The organism is Mycoplasma zalophidermidis, assembly GCF_018913985.1.
GTDB lineage: Bacteria > Bacillota_I > Bacilli_A > Mycoplasmatales > Metamycoplasmataceae > Mycoplasmopsis > Mycoplasmopsis zalophidermidis.
The window spans coordinates 52,182-74,192 of sequence record NZ_JAHMHK010000001.1 but is presented as its reverse complement, the minus strand read 5'-3'; the positions used below and the strand labels follow the sequence as shown (position 1 = coordinate 74,192).

The following is a 22,011-nucleotide window of genomic DNA, read 5'->3' as shown; positions in this document are numbered from 1 at the left end:
TCAATGTTTTTTAAATAAAAAAAATACTCATTTCAAATGAGCATCTAAGGTTTGACAAAAATGAAGTTGATATTTTTTCCTTGTTCACTTCATTTTCTTTCATAACCAGTCATGACGTTTTCACTTGCGTATGACGATTGGTGTAAATCTTGGCCAAAATCAATTATTTTTCAATTGTTTTCGTTGAATGATTCTAAAGAAAATTCATATAGTTTATCATTATCTGATTTAAATTTTAGTATTGAATCTTCATCCATAATTATTTTATATAAATCTAAAAATGATTTATATGTTAACCTTCTGCGGAAATGGCGGGCTTTCGGTCATGGATCACTAAATGTTAATCAAATAGTGCTAGCCTTGCCCACAAAAATATCTGGAATATTTACTGCATCGGCAATAATTATATAAAAATTATTTAATTGATATTCTTCGGCTTTCTTAAGAGCCTTCGCGGCTACAGTAGGATATTTTTCTAATCCGTAAAATGTTTTGGTTGGATTTAATCTTGCTAATTCCACAATCATTTCGCCTTTACCCATACCAATTTCAACAACGCAATTTTTATTAAGTTTGATGGGGTATTGTTTTTCCTTAACCATATAAGGTGAAGCTTGTAATTTGGGTTCGGCATTTTTATCGTATCTTAATCTCATAAAATTATTTTAATTTATAAACTAATATTAAGAAAAAAAATAACTCAAATACTAGTTGGGACATTTTAAATTCAAAATAATCGAAAAGAAATTAATTAGACTCAGAAAATATGAAATTAAGGAAAGTTTATTTTAATTTAAAATAAAAAAAATTAGCAGATAAGCAATTAGAGTGCTAAAATATAATTGTATTGAATAAGGAGGTATTATGGATTTTAATTTTGATGATATCTTTGGTAATTTAAACCCAAATCAAAAAAATAACGGAGAAAAAGAAGATGTATTAAAAAAATACGGCCGCAATTTAACTGATCTAGCAACCAGAAACGAATTAGAGCCAATCATCAATCGTGATGATGAAATTCGTCGGATGATTCGTATTTTGAGTCGTAAAACAAAGAATAATCCAGTCCTAGTTGGTGAACCCGGAGTTGGTAAAACAGCAATTGTTGAAGGTTTAGCTAGAAAAATTGTTGAAGGACAGGTTCCAGAAAACTTAAAAGGTAAGGATATTTTTGAATTAGATTTAGCCGCATTAATCGCAGGTGCATCATACCAAGGCCAATTTGAACAAAGATTAAAAGCAGTTTTGAAGCGTATTGAAGAAAGCAACGGAGATATTATTTTATTTATTGATGAAATTCATATGTTAATCGGAACAGGTCGTAATCAGGACAGTGCCATGGATGCGGCTAATATCTTTAAACCCTTAATGGCCCGTGGTAAATTGCATTTAATTGGTGCTACAACATTTGATGAATATCGTAAATACATTGAAAAAGATGCTGCTTTGGAAAGAAGAATGCAAAAAATTGATGTATTGGAACCTAGTGTTGAAGATACAATAGCTATTTTAAGAGGTATTAAGGAAAGATTCGAGAACTTCCACAATGTAAAAATTCAGGATGATGCATTGGTTGCCGCTGCTAGACTATCATCGAGATATATTTCAGATCGTTTCTTACCAGATAAGGCAATTGATTTAATTGATGAAGCTGCTTCAACAATTAAAACTGAAATTAACTTTAAACCAGAAGAACTTGAAAAGGCACAACAAAAATTAGCAATTTTAGAAATGGAAAAAATAGCATTAAGTCCAAATAAGGATGCGAAAGAAAAAAATAAAACAAGATTATCTGAACTTGATGAATTAATTAATAGTGAAAATAATGTTATTGATGCATTACAAAAGAAATGGGATTTCGAAAAAGCTAGATTGGAAAAACTTTCAAGTGCTAAGTCGAAACTAGAAAACTTGAAACATATCTTGAATATATATCAAAAAGATGCCGACTATGAAAAAGCATCAAGAGTGTTGTATGTTGAAATTCCAAACATGGAAAATGAAATAAAAGATTTAGAAAATGAAATCAATAATTCTAATGCATCCTTAATTAAGGATACAGTTACGAGTGAAGAAATTGCCACCATCGTTTCGAAATGAACTAAAATTCCTGTAACTAAACTTCTTGAAAGCGATAAAAATAAACTATTGAATCTAGAAAAAGAATTAAAACAAAGAATTAAAGGTCAAGATCAAGCGGTATCATTAGTAGCTCAAGCAGTATTGAGAGCAAAAGCAAATATAAATGACCCTGATAGACCATTAGCTAGTTTTCTATTTACCGGTCCAACTGGCGTTGGTAAAACCGAATTAGCTAGAGCATTGGCTTATTCATTATTCGATTCAGAAAAACAAATGATTAGAGTTGATATGTCTGAATATATGGAAAAACACTCAGTTTCTAAAATAATTGGCGCGCCTCCCGGATATATTGGTTTTGATTCTTCTACTTCTCTTACTGAAAGAATTAGAAAAAACCCATACACAATATTATTGTTTGACGAGATAGAAAAAGCTCATAGAGATGTATTAAATATTTTGTTGCAAATTTTAGATAATGGAGCCATTACTGATTCAAAAGGTAGAGTAATTAATTGTAGAAATTTAATTATAATTATGACTTCAAATATTGCTGCTGATGTTAAAGAACAATTAGAGCAAATGCCTTCAGTCAAAGCTGAATTACTAAAATTCTTAAGCCCTGAATTTGTTAATAGAATTGATGAAGTAATTAAGTTTGCTCATCTAGAACAAGATTCTGTTAATGCTATTGTTGAGTTAGAATTGAATAAATTAGCCGAAAGAATTAAAGAATCTAAGTCTATTACATTAAAATTTACTGAAAAAGCAGTTGAATTCATAGGTAAAGCTTCATATGATCATCAATTTGGAGCTCGTCCTATTAGAAGATATATTCAAAACAAAGTAGAAGGTCTAATTGCATACAAAATAATTGAAGGGGAAATGATTGCTGATGGCGAATACACACTAGATATTTTTGCGGGCAACTTCGTCATTAAATAGGTTATAAAAATAAACACGTTTTAACCACGTGTTTTTTTGTTCACTAAAATGTATGTTCTTATTCTGATTATGTAGTTATTTAAATCAAAACTGAAAATTACTGAAATTGACAAGTTAAATTCAATAAAGATAAAGGTAGTTTAGAAATTCCCGACCCTGATAAACTAGGTCTTTTACCTTCCTTTATTCCTTATACGCAAGACCCAGCCGTCAATTATCACAAAGGACAAGACGGTTGAGAATTCTTAGCGTTTAAATAACTTAATGGTTTTATAGATTGAGTAACTTGACGCGATTGCGAATAATACAGCAATTAATGAATAGGTGGTTACAAACGCTAAATACATAGATTTACCGCCTAGTTCGTTATAAAAATCTAGATATCTGTATTTATATCAATAGTAATAAAGCTTATTATTGAATACTTCGCTCTGAAAAGGTCATTGTCCTTTGCGTTCAATTCAAACGGTGTGTGTACCCATTTCTCCTCATCTAGGAGCAGTAGCAACTAGTATTGCCGTAATCATCAATAGTAACCAAATTATACTTACACTCAATCAAAGTATTTTTTTGTTTTTTAAATTCATATTATTAATTTTATCAAGAAAGGAGGCAAATATGCCTGAAAATAAAAACAATGACAGCTGGTTTGAGTCTTTAGCTCAATATCTAGTTGCAACTCCGACTGAAAGACCTTATATATTCAGTCCAAAAAATACAAATGCAAAATATCAAGATGATACTCCAGGAAAAAACCGAAGATTAATGCAGAATTTAAATACATTTATGATGTCAATAATCGCAAAAATTCACAATTACTATACTTTGCTACCAAATTAAACAACAATCAAGTTCAACTTGATATGCGTCATAAAAGGGAGAATATTAATAGTGTAATTAAAAAATTTGGAGTCAAATTAAACATTCAATTTTCAAAATTTAAAACTCAAAACATCAACAACAATGTTTTTTTGTGTAAATAAAAGAGAATTGGCAATTTAATTAATATATAATTGAAATTATGAATGTAAAACAACTTAAAACATTGAATTTATTAAAACAATTTCTCGAAATTGCAAATAAACATCAATTAAAATATTCGATTTTCTATGGGTCTATGCTCGGGGCAATAAGACACGATGGATTTATTCCTTGGGATGATGATATTGATATTTTAGTACCAAAAGAATCGTGAGATATATTAATAAAAACTTATCCTACTTTTTTAAAACATTCTAAAAATAGCAATAACCCATTGTTATTCGGAAAGTTTACTAATGATTCCGAAACTGATGAAGATGCTACATTTCTAGACATTTTTGTTGCGGTTAAAACAACTAAAAAAAATCTAAGAAAATATAATTCTTTAACTACAAAAATAAGATATTTAAAAAACTTTACTAAGAGAAAATTATTTAAATGTCAATGAGGGATGAAAATTGTTAAATTTTTTTCAATTTGAACATGATTATGACCTAAATTGTCCTTTGAACAAGCGTATGAAATGTTAAATGATACTTGTGGAGATATAGATTTCGTTATAACGTGACCAAGCAATAAGGAAGTTAAGAGAGCTTCTAAAGTTACAATTGATTGGAATAATCTAATTTCTGTTAAATTTGAAGATGTTCAAGTTAATATATTTAAAAATTATAAGGACTTTTTTGTTTCAACATATGGACCTAATTGGAACATACCAAAAAAATATTTTATGTCTCGTCATTTAGGTTTATACGATATGGATGTGTTTACTAAAAAGAAGAAAGAAAATAAAAATCATGAAAAATAAATTACTATGAAGACAAAAAGCACCAATAATTGAACTTAAATCAAGACCTCTAAGAGTCGTAATCGTAGGGGATTCTTTTATTCCAATGGTTGATGGAGTTGTGCGTGTTATGGAAAATTATATTGAACAATTTCAGAGCAAGGGCATTGAATTTTTGGTGTTGGCACCTGCTTATTCTGACTACGATTTAAAGAAGGATTTAGAATTAAGTTACAAACCAATGCGTATTAAATGTAGTGTAATAAAATGAGGGGGCTACCAAGTTATTCGCACACCACTAGTAAAATCTGAACTAATGGTCATCGATGAATTTAATCCGGATATCGTTCATGTTCATTCCCCTTTTTTTGCTGGAAATATAGGATTACAACTTAAAAAACGTTATAACATTCCTTTAGTAATTACTTTACACACAAACTTCAAAATGGCTATTTCAAAATCGGTTAATAGCGCGGTAATTGGTCAAATTGGTGGATTAGTAGTTCAGCAATTCATAAAAAATGTAGATGGTATTTTTCATGTTTCTCGTTCTTCTATGATTGACAGTGGTCTTGATTTAACTCAAAACAAACATTTTATTGTACCAAACGGAACCAAATTTAAATTTCCAGAAAATCCTGAATTTTTAAAACAACAAGCCATCGAAAAATTTAATATAGATTCAAACAAATTCAATCTCTTATTTGTTTCTCGTTTTGTTTGAGAAAAAAATATTAAATTAATGTTAGATTCCTACAAAAAACTTATTGCAATTAACCCCAGATATCATTTAACTATGGTCGGTGGTGATTGAAAATATGATGAGGTAGTTGAATATGCAAAGTCAATAGACGTTTATAAATATATTAATTTTACAGGCGTAGTAAGAGATTGCAATTTATTAAAGGGTCTATATCTTAGTCATGATTTATTGTTGTTTCCATCGGTTTTTGATACATTTGGCTTAGTTATTCATGAAGCAGCTTCTCAAGGATTACCAAGTTTAGTAATAAAGAAATCTAACGCCGCCGAATTCATCATAGATGGTTTAAATGGTTTTACCTGTTTAGAAAGTGTAGATTCATTAGTTAAAAGCGTAGTTAATGTATTCTCCGATAGGGAAAAGCTAAATACAGCGGGCGAAGCAGCCAAATCAATAGTTTTTGATTGGTCTAAAATAATAGATAAATCAATAAATAATTATATTGAAATCATTAAGAATTTTTATGATAAAGTTAGAATAAATAGATTGCAAAAACTATCAGCAAAGATAAGAAAAAAATTCAAAAATTAAAAAACCATATATGCAAACTGAGTTAATTTGAAACATACAATTGATTGTTACAAATAATATTTCTAAAAATAATTAATCTAATTCTAAAAGCTTTTAGAAATCATATCAGTATTTAATTAATAGTTGTTCTGTTGAAGTCTATAAAAAGCTATTATCTAGCTAGTACTTCTTGAAAAATATCAAGCCCTTTGTCGTAGGCTTGATATTTTATTTTTTAGATTTAATTAAAAGCGCTGAAGTAACTAAAATCAATAGCACGACGGAATCAATAAATTTTATTAATAATAAAATAATGATTACTGTTTCACCAAATGAATATTCTGAAAACCAAAATATATATAATATAAATAATACTGGGTATACTAAATTTACAATAAGTCCAATACAGCTGGTTGCATATAATAGTTTTATTTTCAGCAGTTTAATATTCATTTTTTTCTTATATAAATAAATTCAAATTGAAAACATAACAATGTTTGATAAGCAAATGCACCCCACTAAAGGAGACCATATAAAAGCAATTATTAATAAGAGATTAGAAAAATTCATATTTAATAAAAATATCGGAATAATTAATATTCAAGCAAGCAAAAAGTTCAATAGCGTGGCAATATAAATAAGGATGTTATGTTTTTTATTCATACATAAATTATAGTTAATTTTAGTTTTGAATCTTAATTTAAAAATGCTAATTTTATGGAATTATTTACCACAATTCAATAATATTATGAAAGCAATTAACTAATCAACATAATTAAAAGTAATAAAATTAAAGTGATAAGCAGTTAGATTATCAAAAAAAGTATAAAAATAAAAACATAAAGATAAGAAAAGAGGATATAACATATGGCTAAAATGAAAGCTTTTGTGGTGCGTTCACCACGTAATTGAAGTGTTGAAATGGTGGATATTCCCGAACCAAAAGAAAAAGAAGTTTTAATCAAAATGGAAACAAGCGGTATTTGTCACACCGACTTGCATGCAGCAAACTATGATTGATTAGTAGAACCTAAATACCCACTAATTCCGGGACATGAAGGAATTGGGATTGTAGAAAAATTAGGTCCAGGTTGTACGCATTTAAAAGTTGGTGATAGAGTTTGTTTAGCATGACTTCACGATGCGTGTGGTCACTGTGAATTCTGTCTAGATGGCAAAGAAACATTGTGTCCAAATCAAAACATGTCTGCATATACTAAAGATGGTTCATATGCCGAATATGCAATCGGACATGAAGACTTTGTAGGAATTGTTCCTAAAGGTTTGGATTTAATTACTGGTGCTCCAGTTGTGTGTGCTGGTGTTACAACTTATAAGGCAATTAAACAAGCAAAACTACGCCCAGGTGACTTTGTTGCTGTGATTGGTGTTGGAGGACTTGGACAATTAGCTATTCAATATGCTAAGGCAATGGGATACCGTCCAATTGGTATTGACTTAACTGATGAAAAATGTGAATTAGCATTAAAATCAGGTGCTGAATTTGCTTTCAACTCTAAAAAAGTTGATGCAGTTGCTAAAGTTATTGAAGTTACTGAAGGTGGAGTTCACGGTGTCGTAAATACATCGGTTGCCACCCCTGCTGCAGTTCAAGGTATGGAAATGCTACGTCGCGGAGGTCGTCAAGTATTGGTTGGATTACCAGCTAAAGATAAATTAGGAAAAGACGAATTCCCTGTCTCAGTATTCTGAACAGTCCTATGTGAACGTGAACTAGCAGGTTCAATCGTCGGTACACGTAAAGATCTAAAAGAAGCATTAGACTATGCTGCTAGAGGCCTAGTAAAATCAGAAGTTACAAAAGTTGTAAAATTAGAAGATGTAGCTGATATCTTTGAAAAGCTTGAAAAAGGTGAATTCATTGGTAGGGCAGTTATTGACTACAGAAAATAAGCTAATATTTATTCTTAAAGCACTCATTTTGAGTGTTTTTCTTTTAAATTTTGCTATAGTTGTATTAGATGTGGAAATGTCGTTCCAGTTTGATTAGGTAAATAATATATGAAATTCAAAAAAGTAAAAATAATTCCTAACTAATTTTTGTAAAAATATTTTTATGTATGGTTGTTTTCATAATTTGCGAAAACTATGCATAAAAAGTAGTATAAATAAATTCAAAACGACAAAATATAAGACATTTTTTAATTTATTTTTACTTATAATATAGATAGCTAAAAAAGCTAATTAAAACTAAATATATTTTTATGAAATATGTTCGAAGTAAAAAAGGAGCAAAAAAATGAAAAAAATTATCGTCGTAGGATTAGGAAATGTAGGTTTTACATACGTTAATATTTCTGTGTGTAGAGGGCTAGAAGCGGAATGAGTTTTTGTTGATAAAAGTGAAGACATTGCTTTAGCACACGCAAAAGATTTTTCTGACATGGTTGCCATCATGCCAAGAAATGGGTCAACATTTAGAGTTGGTTCTCTAGAAAAAGATTCAGCAGATGCCGATATTGTTGCAGTTTGTGCATCAATTCCAGCAGATAAATCATTCGCAGACCGTCTAGCATTGGCGGGAGCAAATGCAAAATTAATGAAAACATTCGGTGACACATTAAAGAAAACTGGATTTAAAGGTTCTGTTGTTGTTGCGGCTAACCCGTGTGATGTCATGGCAGCAGTATTTCACTATGCCTCAGGATTACCGGCAGAAAAATGTATTTCTGCAGGTACTATTCTAGACTCGGCAAGACTTAAAAAACTTATTTCACGTCACTACAATGTTGAAGCTGATTCAGTGACAGTTTCAATTATTGCTGAACACGGAGCTTCGGCTGTTCCGGTGTGATCAACCGCAAAAATTGGTGAAACTTTTATTAACGATTTACCTCAATTTACCGAAGAAGTTAAGGAAAAATTATACGTAGATTCCAAAAAAGAAGCTTTCGAAATTTTCTCACGTAAAGGTAATACTCAATTTGGTATTGGTACCTCAATGTATGAAATTACAGCAGCTATCTTAAACAATAAGAGAAAAATTATGACAGTTGGTGTTAAATTACCTGATGATTTTAAACACCCAGGAATCTATTTCTCAATCCCGGTTATTGTCGGAGAAAATGGATACGAATACTTACCTGAAAAAATGTCGCTAACTGACGCAGAATGAGAAAGATTCAATACCGCTTCAAAAAACTTTACTAAGGTACACAATGACACGCTTAGTCAAGTTGGCGTAACTCACGAATTTAAATAATTCAATTAAAACACCGCATTGTTGGTGTTTTTTTATGAAAATTTAATTTTTAGATTTTTTGAACTGGTTTTAAACGAATCAACTCGTTTTTATAAGGTTTATGCAAAAAGCATATAGTGAAAATATGCTATCAATTCCACAACTCTATATAATACTTAAATTTAAATGTAATATTTAATGCTTTATTTACTATAATTTATAAGCATAAGCAAGGAGGAAAACATGAAAAATAAAAATATCGATTTTGATTCAAAAGAATATTTAGAAAAAGTTGATGCGTGATGAAGAGCAGCAAACTATATTTCTGTTGGTCAAATGTACTTAAAAAATAACCCATTATTGAAAACCGAATTAAAAGCTGCTGATGTCAAAGTTTATCCAATTGGACACTGAGGTACAATTCCAGGACAAAACTTTATTTATGCTCACCTAAATAGACTTATTAATAAATATGATTTAAATATGTTCTATATTGAAGGACCAGGCCACGGCGGACAAGTTATGGTAGCAAACTCATACTTGGATGGTTCTTATACAGAATTATTCCCTGAAATTACTCAGGATGAAGCAGGAATGAAACAACTATTTAAAATTTTCTCATTCCCTGGCGGTACAGCTTCACACGCAGCACCTGAAACACCTGGATCATTACACGAAGGTGGTGAATTAGGATACTCATTATCTCATGCTACTGGAGCTATTTTAGATAACCCTTCATTAATAGCCGCTACAGTTGTTGGTGATGGCGAAGCTGAAACCGGACCATTAATGGCCGGATGGTTCTCAAATACATTTATTAACCCAAAAAATGATGGTGTTGTATTACCGATTGTTCACTTGAATGGTGGAAAAATTTCTAACCCAACTATTTTCTCAAGAAGAACCAATGAAGAACTAACTAACTTATTTAAAGGTTTTGGTTGAGAACCAATCTTTGTTGAAGTTGAAAAAGTTAATGATTATCATCAAGAAATGGCTAATAAATTAGACTATGCTATTGAAAAAATTATGGCCATTAAAGCAGAAGCTGATAAGAAATCTGCCGATGAACAAACAAGACCTGAATGACCTATGATTATTTTTAGATCGCCAAAAGGTTGAACAGGACCTAAACAATTTGACGGAAACCAAATCGAAGGTAGCTTTAGAGCTCACCAAGTTCCAATTCCTGTCAAAGCTGAAGATCCAACACACTTACCCGAATTAAAAGCATGACTAGAATCATATAGACCACATGAAATCTTTGACGAAAACGGCAAAATTAAACAAGAATTTTACATTGCTCCTAAAGGTAACAAGAGAATGGCAATGAACCCAGCCACAAACGGTGGAATTGACCCTAAAGATCTTGTTTTGGGAAATTGAGAAGATTTTGCAATTAAATTCGACAAACCTGGTACTGTAATTTCTCAAGATATGGCTAACCTTGGTAGCTACTACGCACAATTAATGAAATTAAACCCAACAAGTTTCAGAGTTTTTGGACCTGATGAAACTAAATCAAACCGTTTATTTGATTGTCTAAAACATTCAAAACGTCAATGATTAGATCGTATCGACCCATTATTAGACGAAAACTTAGGACCTGCCGGTAGAATTATCGATTCACAACTTTCAGAACACCAAGCAGAAGGTTTCCTAGAAGGGTATGTATTAACTGGTCGTCATGGAATCTTTGCTTCATACGAAGCATTCTTAAGAGTTGTTGACTCAATGATTACACAACACTTAAAATGAATTAACAAGTGTAAACCACTAGATTGAAGAAATAATTTACCATCATTAAACCTAATCGCTACTTCGAATGCCTTCCAACAAGACCACAACGGTTACACACATCAAGATCCAGGTTTATTAGGACACTTAGCCGACAAAAATGCTGATGTTGTTAGAGAATACTTACCAGCTGACACAAACACATTATTAGCGGTGTCTGAAAAAGCGTTTGCAGAAAAAAATGTTATTAACCTTATCGTTGCTTCGAAACAACCTAGAGAGCAATTTTTTACAGTTGCTGAAGCTAAAGAATTAGTTGAAAAAGGTTACAAAGTTATTGATTGAGCATCAAATGTTTCAGCTGATCAAACACCTGACTTAGTTGTTGCTGCTTCAGGTACCGAATCTACAATTGAAGCATTAGCTGCAATTTCAATCTTAAATAAGCAATTCCCTGAATTAAAAATTAGATTCGTTAACGTGGTTGAAATCTTAAAACTAAGACACCCATCAGTAGATTCTCGTGGTCTAACAGATGAAGAATTTGACAAAGTCTTTACAAAAGACAAACCAGTTTTATTTGCTTTCCACGGTTACGAAAGTTTATTAAGAGATATCTTCTTTACACGTCACAATAGAAATCTATTAGCTCACGGCTACCGTGAACACGGTGATATTACAACTTCATTTGACATTCGTCAATTATCACAAATGGATAGATTCCACATGTCAATTTCTGCTGCTAAAGCAGTTTATGGTGACAAAGCAAGTTCATTCATTAAGAAAATGGACGATACATTAGCTTACCACACCGAATACATTAGAGAACACGGTACTGACATTGACGAAGTTAAAAACTGAAAATGAGAAGGTATTAAATAATTTTAAAATCTCTTTTAGAAGATAATATAAAAATAACATTTGCTATAGAAATGTTATTTTTTTTGCCTTATTGTTTAAGAGTTTTGATTTTATTAATTGCGTCTTGAATTAACGAAATCTGAATGTCTAATAGTCCATCAATTTCCTTATTTGTTTTTTTATAAAGTGAATCAATGAATTTTGTAAACTCGGTATTAGTTAAATTAACACTAGTTAATTCTCCTAATTCTTTATCTTTATACAATGATTTTAATTTATTTTTCTTTGTTGTTGTGTTATTACATGATGCTCTGAGATAACTGGTAAGACACAAACTGCAAATCCCGCAACACCTCATGTTATTCTACTTAGTTATTTGTCTTCGTATTTCTCTAGTCGATTTATTTAATTGGATAAAAAAGATAATTCACGAGTTGTGATTTTCATTTCAAAAATACTTTTGCAACAAAGAAAAATAGTAGTAATATGAAAAAATTAAAAAAAGCGTAATAGCGACTTAATAATCCATTAATTTTTCGTATTCATCTAAGGTTCCGTGGTAAATGAAACTTTTGTCTGGGGCAATTTCTAATATAACATTAGCGGCATGGTTAACCAGGGCTCTGTTATATGTGGTAAATATTGCGCCACCGCGATAATTTTTCAAACCTGTAATTAAAGAGTCAATACTTTCAGTATCTAAGTGGTCTAATGGTTGGTCTAAAATCAAAAAGTTAGCCTCTAAAAGCATCATTCTAGAAAACATTAGTCTTGCTTTTTCACCCCCTGAAGTAACTGAAACTTTCTTAAATACAGAGTCATTTGAAAAAAGCATTCTGCCTAAAAAACCACGCATTCTTTGATCAGAAACATCACGCGTTTCTTCGGTGGTGTTTTCTAGAGGTCATTGAGATATTCATTCTAAAATTGACATATCTTCATTGAAGTATTTCTTATTATCATTTGGGTAATAAGTGGTTTTAATTGTTTGACCTCATTTAACACTACCGCTCGTAGGTTTTTTTAGACCTAATATACATTCCAAGAATCTTGTTTTAGCGATATCATCATCCCCGATTAATACCATTTTTTCTCCACGTGACAGTGTAAATGATACATTTTGGAACATTTTCTTGCCATTTTCCTCATAACAAAGTCCTTCGACTTCTAGGATGTCTTTTCCCGGTTCACGGTTTATTTCTCAATTAATATAAGGGTATTTACGGTTTGACGGTTTGATTTCGTCAAGTGAAATTTTTTCAAGCGATTTTTTACGTGATGTAGCTTGACGTGATTTAGATTTATTGGCGCTAAAACGAGCAATAAATTGTTTAAGTTTTTCAATTTGCACTTCTTTTTTAGCGTTTTGCTGTTTCATAAGTTCTAAAGCAAGCTGACTACTTTCTTTTCAGAATGTATAGTTCCCAGTGTAAATACGTGCTTCGTTAAAATCAATATCAACGATGTGGGTACAGATATTGTCTAAGAAATCGCTATCATGGCTTACAACAATAACAACATTTTCGTAATCTGCTAAAAAGTTTTCTAATCATTTTATTGAACGCAAATCTAAGTGGTTAGTTGGCTCATCCATGATTAAAATATCTGGATTTCCAAACAAAGCTTTAGCCAGTAGAACTTTTATTTTTTGATTAGCAGTTAACTGGTTCATCGGTACATCTCATTTATCTTTAGGTATTTGTAGCCCAGATAATAATTCTTGAGCATCGTTTTCTGCCGTTCATCCGCCCAATTCTCCGAATTTTTCTTCTAATTCACCAGCTCTTGTATAATCTTCCATAGTTGCATCAGGATTAGCATAAATTGCATCTTTTTCATTTTTTATTTTGTACAAATCAGTATTGCCCATTACAACTACTTCTGTGACGATTAAATCATCATATGCATTATGATCTTGACTTAGAACACTCAATCTACGGTCTTTTTCAATTATTATTTGTCCACTAGTTGCTTCAATTTCGCCTGATAATATTTTTAAGAATGTAGATTTTCCAGCACCATTAGCTCCAATAATTCCGTATGTATTTCCCTCGGTAAATTTCAAATTAACATTTTCGAATAGTTTTTTGTCGCTAAAAATTTTACTTAAATTTTGTACTTCTAACATATTTCCTCCCATTAAACTAATATTTTATTATTATATCAAATATTAAATTTATATAAATGCTAAAGCAATATATTGTAATTTATTTATCTTAATATAAGATAGCTATAAATTGACGAATATACTCATTTTTCAGTTTGTTTAGTAAACAAATTAAAAAAAGAAGACTTAGCTTCATTTTTAATTACATTTAATATTGTCTAAAAATAACTTAGCAACATCCGGGTGAAGTATTTGAATTATTTTTAAAGCAGCGAACTGTCTTTTTAAACCACTGGCAATCATATCAGGGTTTATTTCAGTATTTCGAGATGTTTTATCTATTTTATTAATGAAAGTTATTTCATTTTGAATTTGTTCTTGTGTTGGTTCAAGGTCATAAAGATTACTCATTTTTTGCATTAAAATTATTGAAGAAACTTGGCTTAACACTGACTTATAAGCAATATCCATTAATTTTAAATGATCAGGATTTGTTTTATCTAATTCAGATATTGATTTTAAACCATCTAAAATACCCCCTGGACGAGCCTCTTGAGATGCGACTCTATCCAATGAATCATTTAGTAAAAATTGATGTATTTCAATATCATTTGAATTTGCTAATTCAGTTGCACAAACACTGAAATATCTAAATAGTTCATTTGAATAATATTCTTTTCTAATATTCTTTTCAAACTCATTTTTTAATTCTTCTAAACTATTTATATTTTCATCAATCATTGGTTCAAAGTTTTCTTCGGTAACATTAATAATTTCTTCATGAAATGCTTTATTAATTGTGACCGTTCAATTATAGTTTGATGGATCATTAAAGGCAAATGTTTGACCAATATTTTTGCCAATTAATTCTTGGTTAATTGAAAATGATTCGCTCTTCTGCGCTTGTAATTTAATATTTTTTTGGTTATCTTTTTCTTCGCCATCATATTTAGCAATTAGATTAACGTCACAAATATCACCCTCTTTAACTGGTCGATTTTTAACTTCCTTTAAGATTGGATATTTTTTCTTAAATTCATTAAAAATTGTATCAAGCATTGATTGATCAATTCGTGTTGGTTGATAATCAAATTTAATATTATTTAAGTCAATTTTATTGATTTCATCACCTGAATAGTAAACTAAAACTATTTCAGCTTTTAATTCTTCCTCAGCTTCAATAATGTTAACAAAAGGTCTACCAACTAAAACATTTGTTTTGTCTTTGTTAACTTCTTCAATTAAAGTTGTTACTTCTTTATTCATTATTTCGTCTATTGCTCTACCTTTTAAAACCTCGGGTGTTGATTTTATTTTATTAGCTAAGGCAAACATAAGTTGATTGTGTTTTAAACTTGCAAATTTTTCTTTGTTTAGGTGTATTTGCTTTTCAATTGTGTTGTATTTAATCATTTTATCTCCTTAAAAGATTTTGTATATCTATTATATATAACAATTGATAAATTAAGTTGGTTGTTTATTTTATTGTTATTTTTTCTCTAATTTCATTAATTTTTTTCACTTTTTAGACTAAAACAACCAATATTTTTAGTACAAAAACGTTATTTCACAACCGAAAATAAAAAAATAATTTTTATTGATACGCACGGATGGGTTGTTGTATAATAAGTCCGCTATTATAAAATGGCAATATTGGACATTAATATATTTATTATAAAGAAAGGAAAAATAAAATGCCTACAACAAATCAATTAGTTAGTAGTGGTAGAGTGCAAAAAGTACGTAAGCAAAATGCGCCTGCATTAAACTTAAGTTTCAATACACTTACAAAAACAAGTCGTAAAGAATCTGCACCTTTTAAACGTGGTGTATGTACTCGTGTTGCAACTATGACTCCTAAAAAACCCAACTCGGCTATGCGTAAATATGCCCGTGTTAAATTATCAAATGGTATGGAAGTTACTGCCTACATCGGTGGTGAAGGACATAACCTACAAGAACACTCAGTTGTTCTAATCAGAGGTGGTAGAGTTAAAGACCTACCTGGTGTTAGATATCACATCGTTAGAGGTACACAAGACTTGGCGGGAGTAAACAACCGTAAACAAGGTAGAAGTCTATACGGAACCAAGAGAGAAAAATCAAGTAACTAATACTTAGAAAGAAAGAGAGAAAATTATGTCAAGAAAACACAAAGCTCCAGTTAGAGAAGTACTTGCTGACCCAATTTTTAATTCAGTTCTAGTTACTAAATTAATTAACTCAATTATGCTAGATGGTAAAAAATCCGTAGCGCAAGATATTCTATACTCAGCCTTTAACATTATTAAAGAAAAAACTAACAAAGAACCAATGGAAGTATTCCAATTGGCAATTGAAAACATCACACCTCAACTAGAAATCAGAACAAGAAGAATTGGTGGTACAAACTATCAAGTTCCAACCGAAGTTTCTGCACGTAGAAAACAAACATTATCATTAAGATGACTAGTACAATATTCACGTCTAAGAAACGAAAAAACAATGGATTTACGTTTAGCTAACGAAATCATTGATGCATCAAACAAAACCGGTGGAGCAATCAAAAAACGTGAAGACACACACAAGATGGCCGAAGCCAACCGTGCTTTTGCTCACTTTAGATGATAATAAGATATTATGGCAAGAGAATATAAATTAGAAAACTACCGTAATATCGGTATTATGGCCCACATTGATGCAGGGAAAACTACAACAACCGAAAGAATTTTGCTACACACAGGTAAAATTCACAAATTAGGTGAAACACACGATGGTGCTTCACAAATGGACTGAATGGCCCAAGAACAAGAACGTGGAATCACAATTACATCAGCCGCAACTACAGCCTTTTGAAAAGGCACGAGAATTAACATCATTGACACACCAGGACACGTTGACTTTACAGTTGAAGTTGAACGTTCACTACGTGTACTTGATGGTGCTGTTACAGTTCTCGATGCGCAAAGCGGTGTTGAACCTCAAACAGAAACAGTTTGAAGACAAGCTACAAACTACAAAGTTCCAAGAATTGTTTACGTAAACAAAATGGATAAATTAGGTGCTGACTTTTTCATGTCAGTTAACTCGGTTAAAACAAGATTAAACGGGAATGCAGTTGCAATTCAAGTACCTATTGGTGCCGAATCAAACTTTAAAGGTATTATAGATCTTGTTGAAATGAAAGCATACATCTATGATGGTTCTCCAGAAGAAAATCCGGAAATCACTGAAATTCCAGCCGATTTATTAGATGTTGCTAAAGAAAGAAGAGCGATGCTTATTGATGCTCTTTCAACTTATGATGACGAATTTATGATGAAACTTTTAGAAGGTGTTGAACCATCAGTTGAAGAAATTAAATCAATGATTCGTAAAGCTACATTAACATCTACTTTCTTCCCATGTGTTTGTGGAACAAGTTTTAAAAATAAAGGTGTTAAATTAATGATTCAAGCAGCAGTTGACTATTTACCGTCTCCATTAGATATACCTGCTATTAAAGGTTACCTAGGGGAAGAAGAAATTTCAGTTCCTGCTACCGATGACCATGATTTCGTGGCGCTAGCTTTTAAAGTTATGACAGACCCATTCGTTGGATCGTTAACTTTCTTCCGTACATATGCCGGTGTATTAAAAAAAGGTTCATATGTTTACAATACAACCAAAGATGTTAAAGAACGTATTGGACGTATCATCAAAATGCACGCTAACTCACGTGAAGAAATTGATGAATGTTATGCCGGAGATATCAACGCTTTAGTTGGTCTTAAGGCAACAACAACAGGTGATACACTAGTTGCTGAAAAGTCGCCAAAAATCATTCTTGAAAGAATGATTTTCCCAGAACCAGTTATTTCTCAAGCACTTGAACCCGAAACAAAAGATGCTATGGAAAAATTAGCGCTTGGTCTTCAAAAATTAGCTGCTGAAGACCCGACATTTAGAACTTACACCGACGAAGAAACAGGACAAACAATTATTGCCGGAATGGGTGAATTGCACCTTGACATTATTGTTGACCGTTTAAAACGTGAACATGGTGTTAAAGCTAAAGTTGGTGCTCCACAAGTTTCATATCGTGAAACAATTACTAAAGATGCAGAAGTTGAAGGTAAACACATTAAACAATCAGGTGGTAAAGGACAATATGGTCACGTTTGAATTAAATTCGAACCTAACAAAGACCAAGGATTTGAATTTGTTGACAAAATTGTCGGCGGTAAAATTCCTAAAGAATACATCAAGTCAATTCAAAAGGGACTTGAAGATAAAATGGCTAGTGGTATTTTAGCTGGTTACCCAATGATTGATATTAAAGCCACTTTATTTGATGGTTCATACCACGATGTTGACTCATCTGAAATGGCTTACAAAATCGCTGCTTCTAAAGCTCTAACTAAAGCTAAAGATCAATTAGGAACAGTATTATTAGAACCAATTATGGACGTTGCTGTTGTTATTCCTGAAGATTACTTCGGTGATGTTATGGGAGATTTAACACGTCGTAGAGGACAAATCGTTGATAATGAAACACGTAATGACGGTGCTCACATTATTCGAGCTCATGTTCCTTTAAAAGAAATGTTTGGATATGCGACTGACTTGCGTAGTATGACTGCTGGTCGTGGAAACTATCAAATGCAATTCGATCACTACGAAAAATGTCCAAAAAATATTGCTGATCAAGTTATTAAAACACGTAATATTCAAAACAACGATGAAGATTAATTCAAAAAATAAGGCGTGGCCTTATTTTTTATATTTTTATTAAAAAAGTTTACGAGTTACAAAAAAAGTACTAAAATTAATATGCAATATTACATGCGCTCTTAGCTCAGCCGGTAGAGCAAATGGCTCTTAACCATTGGGTCAGAGGTTCGAACCCTCTAGGGCGTACCAAATCAAGAAATTGATCGCAAAAATAAGCCAACCGGTGGCTTATTTTTATTTTTTTATATTATTAGTCATTTTTTTACAAATATACATCACCATAATATTCAAAATCTAGAATAACCTAAAATTTCCTATACGTGTTATTTATAGTTGTATCAGTCAAAAAGATATAAAAAAACAACCATATTATGATTTCGGTTGTTAGGATGTATAAAAAATAAATTAAGATATGAAAAGGTTTAACACTTTTATTGTAACGTAAGTTACGATATACATTCTAGCATGAAAAAAAATAATTCAAAGAAAATAAATATTTTTTTATCATAAAATATTTGATCTTAAAACCTTAATTTATTTTATTTTGATCATAAAATATGTTAAAATAATTTAGTTAATTTCTGTTGATATTAACAAATAAAAAAAATTAAAAAATATTTTGTTCATTTATAAAATGTCTTATAATTAAATAGCAATTTTCAAATGAAATTGCCCAGGTGGCGGAATAGGTAGACGCAAGGGACTTAAAATCCCTCGGTGGTAACACCGTGCTGGTTCAAGTCCAGTTCTGGGTACCAGATGACCGAAAGGTCTCCATAAGAAGATGCGCCCTTAGCTCAGCAGGTAGAGCAAATGGCTTTTAACCATTGGGTCAGAGGTTCGAATCCCCTAGGGCGTACCATGTCAAGAAATTGACCATTAATAAGCCGTTGGCTTATTTTTTTTACCGATAGATTTATATGTAAAAAATGATAAATTTATTTGGTATTTTAAAATTTTATTATAAAATAATATCAGTGGTTATAGCGCAAGGGATCACCTGATACCATTCCGAACTCAGTAGTTAAGCCTTGTAGTGCCGACGATACCAGAGATGGGAAAATAGGGAGCTGCTATTTTTTTATGCTTTTTTGAAAATTCAAGAGTTTAAAAAATAGTATGTACCTTAGTCAAATTAATGTTGATTTAAAAAAAGATTCAACCTAAATTTTGCTACCTTTTTTATACACAAATAGCGCCACGAGGGCAGTCTAACCAATGAAAAACGAATAGTCGTGATTCGAAATTAATCTTTTTTTCAAGTTTGGGATTAATTAATAAATTCCCTAAACTATAATGAGCAGTTATTTTTGCTAATGTTTTTATTTACCAAAAACTTTTTTACCTATCTCGATTTCTTATGGTAATTCAATATTCAATAAGGGACCCAATATTTTTAAATGGGCGGATCACCAATCTTAGTTGCTTTTGGCTCACGACGCTAGCTAAGTTCAAACAATTATGGAAAGCGTGAAATATATGTATAACAATATGTGTCAAGTTATCGTTAAATCAAAATGTAAATCTGGAATAATTTTTATTTCCTCAAGTAAAGTAATTATACCTTTAGCTTATTCATCAGAAATCATCATATCATTCATAATGGTGTAATTCCTGAGTTGGCTTTAGTTAATTTCGCAAGAAATATGGTTTTCTAGAAGGCGTCTGCCGATATTTCTTTAACATCTGGCATCTCAATACAGTCTAAAAATTGTGTTTTTTCATCCTGATTTAATTTAGTGGAAAATTAATATTTAGATGTATATTAATTGCACAAAAAAAGCAAAATTTATTTGGCATTTTATAATTTTATTATAGAATATTATCAGTGGTTGTAGCGCAAGGGATCACCTGATACCATTCCGAACTCAGTAGTTAAGCCTTGTAGTGCCGACGATACCAGAGATGGGAAAATAGGGAGCTGCTATTTTTTTTATGCTTTTTTTGAGATATGTATAATTAAATAGTAGTTTTGGAGGTAATGTGAAGAAAATTTTATTAGCTACTAGTATTGTTGCACCGTCAGTTATGTCGACAGTTTCATGTCAAAAGTCAGAAACAATTCGCAACGAGATAAAAACCTATACTTATATTGACTTTTTAAAATTATCTTCAAATAATAATCAATTAATTCTCATTGAAAATGATTTAAGTGCTACCCAAGTTTTTAATAATTACTATATTTATGATAAATTTATTCAAACTGAATCTCTTGAATCTGATTGAGCAGATAATATTAATGTATTAAAAATTTCAAGTATTTTTAACAAAAAATTCTTTGAGAAAAAATTCCTGGTATATGTTGGTGGAGAAAACACTAAATTCTTTTCCTTAAATAATGGTGGAATTCTTGCTAAAACTCAAATACCATTTGACATCAATCAAAATAATCAAGTAATTTGAAGCAATAGCGAACATTTATCATTAATCGAAAAATTTCCGGAGAATAAACTTCCTGGAGAATTAATAAATTATTTGAATCATTCAATTAATGAATTGTATTTAGCTTTTGACCGTAAAGACTATGTCAAAGTTTTAAATTTTATAAATAAGAGCACCATGGAGAACAATTCATAAATTGAGAGCATCAAAATTCATGTGAGGTAAGTATGAACAAAATTAGGTTAGAAAAATTTATTTGTCATTCCACACAATATTCTCGCAAAGATATTGTCAGATTATTAAAAAAAGGGATGATAACCGTAAACGGTAAAATTATAAATAAAATAGTTAAAGTTGACCCCGTTAAAGATATCATTAAGGTTTGTGATAGTGAAATTAAATACGAGAAATATCACTATTATATGTTTAATAAACCTTCGGGGTATTTGTGTGCCAACAGCGATTTTAGAGCAAAAACAATTTTTGATTTGTTTGATTTAAAGCCTACACAATATTTCAGTGTTGGAAGACTGGATAAAGATACTGAGGGATTATTAATAATAACCGATGACGGTAAGTGAACTAATTGGATATTAAAGCCACAAAATCACATTCCTAAAACATACTTTCTTGAAATTGATAAAGATTTTGATGAAAAAATACGTAAGCATTCTGATTCTATAAAAATTGATGGTTATGAGGTAACGGAATATGATTTTAAGTTTTTAAATAACAGACAATGCGAACTGACTATTTATGAAGGAAAATATCATCAGGTAAAACAAATGATGAGTTATTTTGGTTTCAATGTTATTTATTTAAAAAGAATCAAATTTGGTGATTTAGAACTACCAAATAATTTAAAATTGGGCTCTTTAATTGAACTGAATAATCATCAGAAAACACTCTTAAAGATAATTTAACAAACATTTAGGGATAATTTTGTTTCAATTGACCGCTTCAAT

General features: G+C 30.9%; 18 protein-coding genes, 3 tRNA genes and 2 rRNA genes. 18 read left to right on the top strand and 5 right to left on the bottom strand.

Features of this window, described 5'->3' with window-relative positions; all coding sequences use genetic code 4:
• Positions 1-44: 44 nt before the first annotated feature.
• The gene (gene trmB, locus KQ878_RS00265) at positions 45-656 is read right to left on the bottom strand and encodes a tRNA (guanosine(46)-N7)-methyltransferase TrmB (RefSeq protein WP_216567708.1); all 612 of its coding nucleotides are present in this window, start codon (positions 654-656) and stop codon (positions 45-47) included.
• Positions 657-864: 208 nt separating this feature from the next.
• Here trmB and KQ878_RS04170 point away from each other — a divergent pair, with 208 nt between their 5' ends.
• The gene (locus KQ878_RS04170) at positions 865-3,024 is read left to right on the top strand and encodes an ATP-dependent Clp protease ATP-binding subunit (protein ID WP_216505079.1); all 2,160 of its coding nucleotides are present in this window, start codon (positions 865-867) and stop codon (positions 3,022-3,024) included.
• Between the two features lie 245 nt (positions 3,025-3,269).
• Here KQ878_RS04170 and KQ878_RS00255 read toward each other — a convergent pair whose 3' ends face one another.
• On the bottom strand, positions 3,270-3,551 hold the full coding sequence (locus KQ878_RS00255) for a hypothetical protein (RefSeq protein WP_216567707.1): 282 nt from the start codon (positions 3,549-3,551) through the stop codon (positions 3,270-3,272).
• A gap of 91 nt (positions 3,552-3,642) precedes the next feature.
• Here KQ878_RS00255 and KQ878_RS00250 point away from each other — a divergent pair, with 91 nt between their 5' ends.
• The 7 genes from KQ878_RS00250 to KQ878_RS00220 all read left to right on the top strand — a co-directional run bounded on the left by KQ878_RS00250 (position 3,643) and on the right by KQ878_RS00220 (position 11,886).
• Complete coding sequence (locus tag KQ878_RS00250; RefSeq protein ID WP_216505076.1) at positions 3,643-3,864, top strand: hypothetical protein; 222 nt, start codon at positions 3,643-3,645, stop codon at positions 3,862-3,864.
• A gap of 181 nt (positions 3,865-4,045) precedes the next feature.
• Entirely contained in the window at positions 4,046-4,813 is a 768-nt protein-coding gene (gene mf1 / locus KQ878_RS04280; RefSeq protein ID WP_216505074.1) for a diacylglycerol cholinephosphotransferase Mf1, read from the top strand.
• Positions 4,803-6,086: a glycosyltransferase gene (locus KQ878_RS00240; protein WP_216505072.1), complete on the top strand. Its 1,284-nt coding sequence runs from the start codon at positions 4,803-4,805 to the stop codon at positions 6,084-6,086. The genes mf1 and KQ878_RS00240 overlap by 11 nt, the downstream gene beginning before the upstream one ends.
• 472 nt (positions 6,087-6,558) lie before the next feature.
• Entirely contained in the window at positions 6,559-6,702 is a 144-nt protein-coding gene (locus KQ878_RS00235) for a hypothetical protein (RefSeq protein ID WP_216505070.1), read from the top strand.
• A 230-nt stretch (positions 6,703-6,932) separates the two neighbouring features.
• Positions 6,933-7,979: a zinc-dependent alcohol dehydrogenase gene (locus KQ878_RS00230; protein WP_373422545.1), complete on the top strand. Its 1,047-nt coding sequence runs from the start codon at positions 6,933-6,935 to the stop codon at positions 7,977-7,979.
• 346 nt (positions 7,980-8,325) lie between these two features.
• Positions 8,326-9,288 carry a lactate/malate family dehydrogenase gene (locus tag KQ878_RS00225; RefSeq protein WP_216505068.1) on the top strand — a complete coding sequence of 321 codons (963 nt, stop codon included), beginning with the start codon at positions 8,326-8,328 and terminating at the stop codon, positions 9,286-9,288.
• A 222-nt stretch (positions 9,289-9,510) separates the two neighbouring features.
• On the top strand, positions 9,511-11,886 hold the full coding sequence (locus tag KQ878_RS00220) for a phosphoketolase family protein (RefSeq protein ID WP_216505067.1): 2,376 nt from the start codon (positions 9,511-9,513) through the stop codon (positions 11,884-11,886).
• Between the two features lie 67 nt (positions 11,887-11,953).
• Here KQ878_RS00220 and KQ878_RS00215 read toward each other — a convergent pair whose 3' ends face one another.
• From KQ878_RS00215 to KQ878_RS00205, 3 genes are all read right to left on the bottom strand, one after another.
• On the bottom strand, positions 11,954-12,223 hold the full coding sequence (locus KQ878_RS00215) for a hypothetical protein (protein WP_216505066.1): 270 nt from the start codon (positions 12,221-12,223) through the stop codon (positions 11,954-11,956).
• Positions 12,224-12,382: 159 nt separating this feature from the next.
• A complete protein-coding gene (locus KQ878_RS00210) occupies positions 12,383-13,993 on the bottom strand; it encodes an ABC-F family ATP-binding cassette domain-containing protein (protein WP_216505065.1) in 1,611 nt (536 codons plus the stop codon).
• Between the two features lie 177 nt (positions 13,994-14,170).
• Complete coding sequence (locus KQ878_RS00205; RefSeq protein WP_216505064.1) at positions 14,171-15,385, bottom strand: trigger factor-related chaperone; 1,215 nt, start codon at positions 15,383-15,385, stop codon at positions 14,171-14,173.
• 281 nt (positions 15,386-15,666) lie between these two features.
• Between KQ878_RS00205 and rpsL the strand changes: the two genes are divergently transcribed.
• The 10 genes from rpsL (at position 15,667) to KQ878_RS00155 (ending at position 21,969) form a co-directional block, all read left to right on the top strand.
• Positions 15,667-16,086, top strand: a complete 420-nt coding sequence (gene rpsL, locus KQ878_RS00200) for a 30S ribosomal protein S12 (RefSeq protein WP_171111703.1) — start codon at positions 15,667-15,669, stop codon at positions 16,084-16,086.
• Between the two features lie 25 nt (positions 16,087-16,111).
• Positions 16,112-16,582, top strand: a complete 471-nt coding sequence (gene rpsG, locus KQ878_RS00195; RefSeq protein ID WP_171111705.1) for a 30S ribosomal protein S7 — start codon at positions 16,112-16,114, stop codon at positions 16,580-16,582.
• A 9-nt stretch (positions 16,583-16,591) separates the two neighbouring features.
• On the top strand, positions 16,592-18,682 hold the full coding sequence (gene fusA / locus KQ878_RS00190; protein WP_216505063.1) for an elongation factor G: 2,091 nt from the start codon (positions 16,592-16,594) through the stop codon (positions 18,680-18,682).
• A 95-nt stretch (positions 18,683-18,777) separates the two neighbouring features.
• Positions 18,778-18,853: transfer RNA gene (locus KQ878_RS00185), tRNA-Lys, on the top strand.
• A gap of 482 nt (positions 18,854-19,335) precedes the next feature.
• Positions 19,336-19,422, top strand: a tRNA-Leu gene (locus KQ878_RS00180).
• 28 nt (positions 19,423-19,450) lie between these two features.
• A tRNA-Lys gene (locus KQ878_RS00175) sits at positions 19,451-19,526 on the top strand.
• A gap of 111 nt (positions 19,527-19,637) precedes the next feature.
• A 5S ribosomal RNA gene (gene rrf / locus KQ878_RS00170) occupies positions 19,638-19,743 on the top strand.
• Between the two features lie 745 nt (positions 19,744-20,488).
• Positions 20,489-20,594, top strand: a 5S ribosomal RNA gene (gene rrf, locus KQ878_RS00165).
• 53 nt (positions 20,595-20,647) lie between these two features.
• A complete protein-coding gene (locus tag KQ878_RS00160) occupies positions 20,648-21,241 on the top strand; it encodes a hypothetical protein (RefSeq protein ID WP_216505703.1) in 594 nt (197 codons plus the stop codon).
• Between the two features lie 32 nt (positions 21,242-21,273).
• A complete protein-coding gene (locus KQ878_RS00155; RefSeq protein ID WP_308506965.1) occupies positions 21,274-21,969 on the top strand; it encodes a pseudouridine synthase in 696 nt (231 codons plus the stop codon).
• Positions 21,970-22,011: the final 42 nt, after the last annotated feature.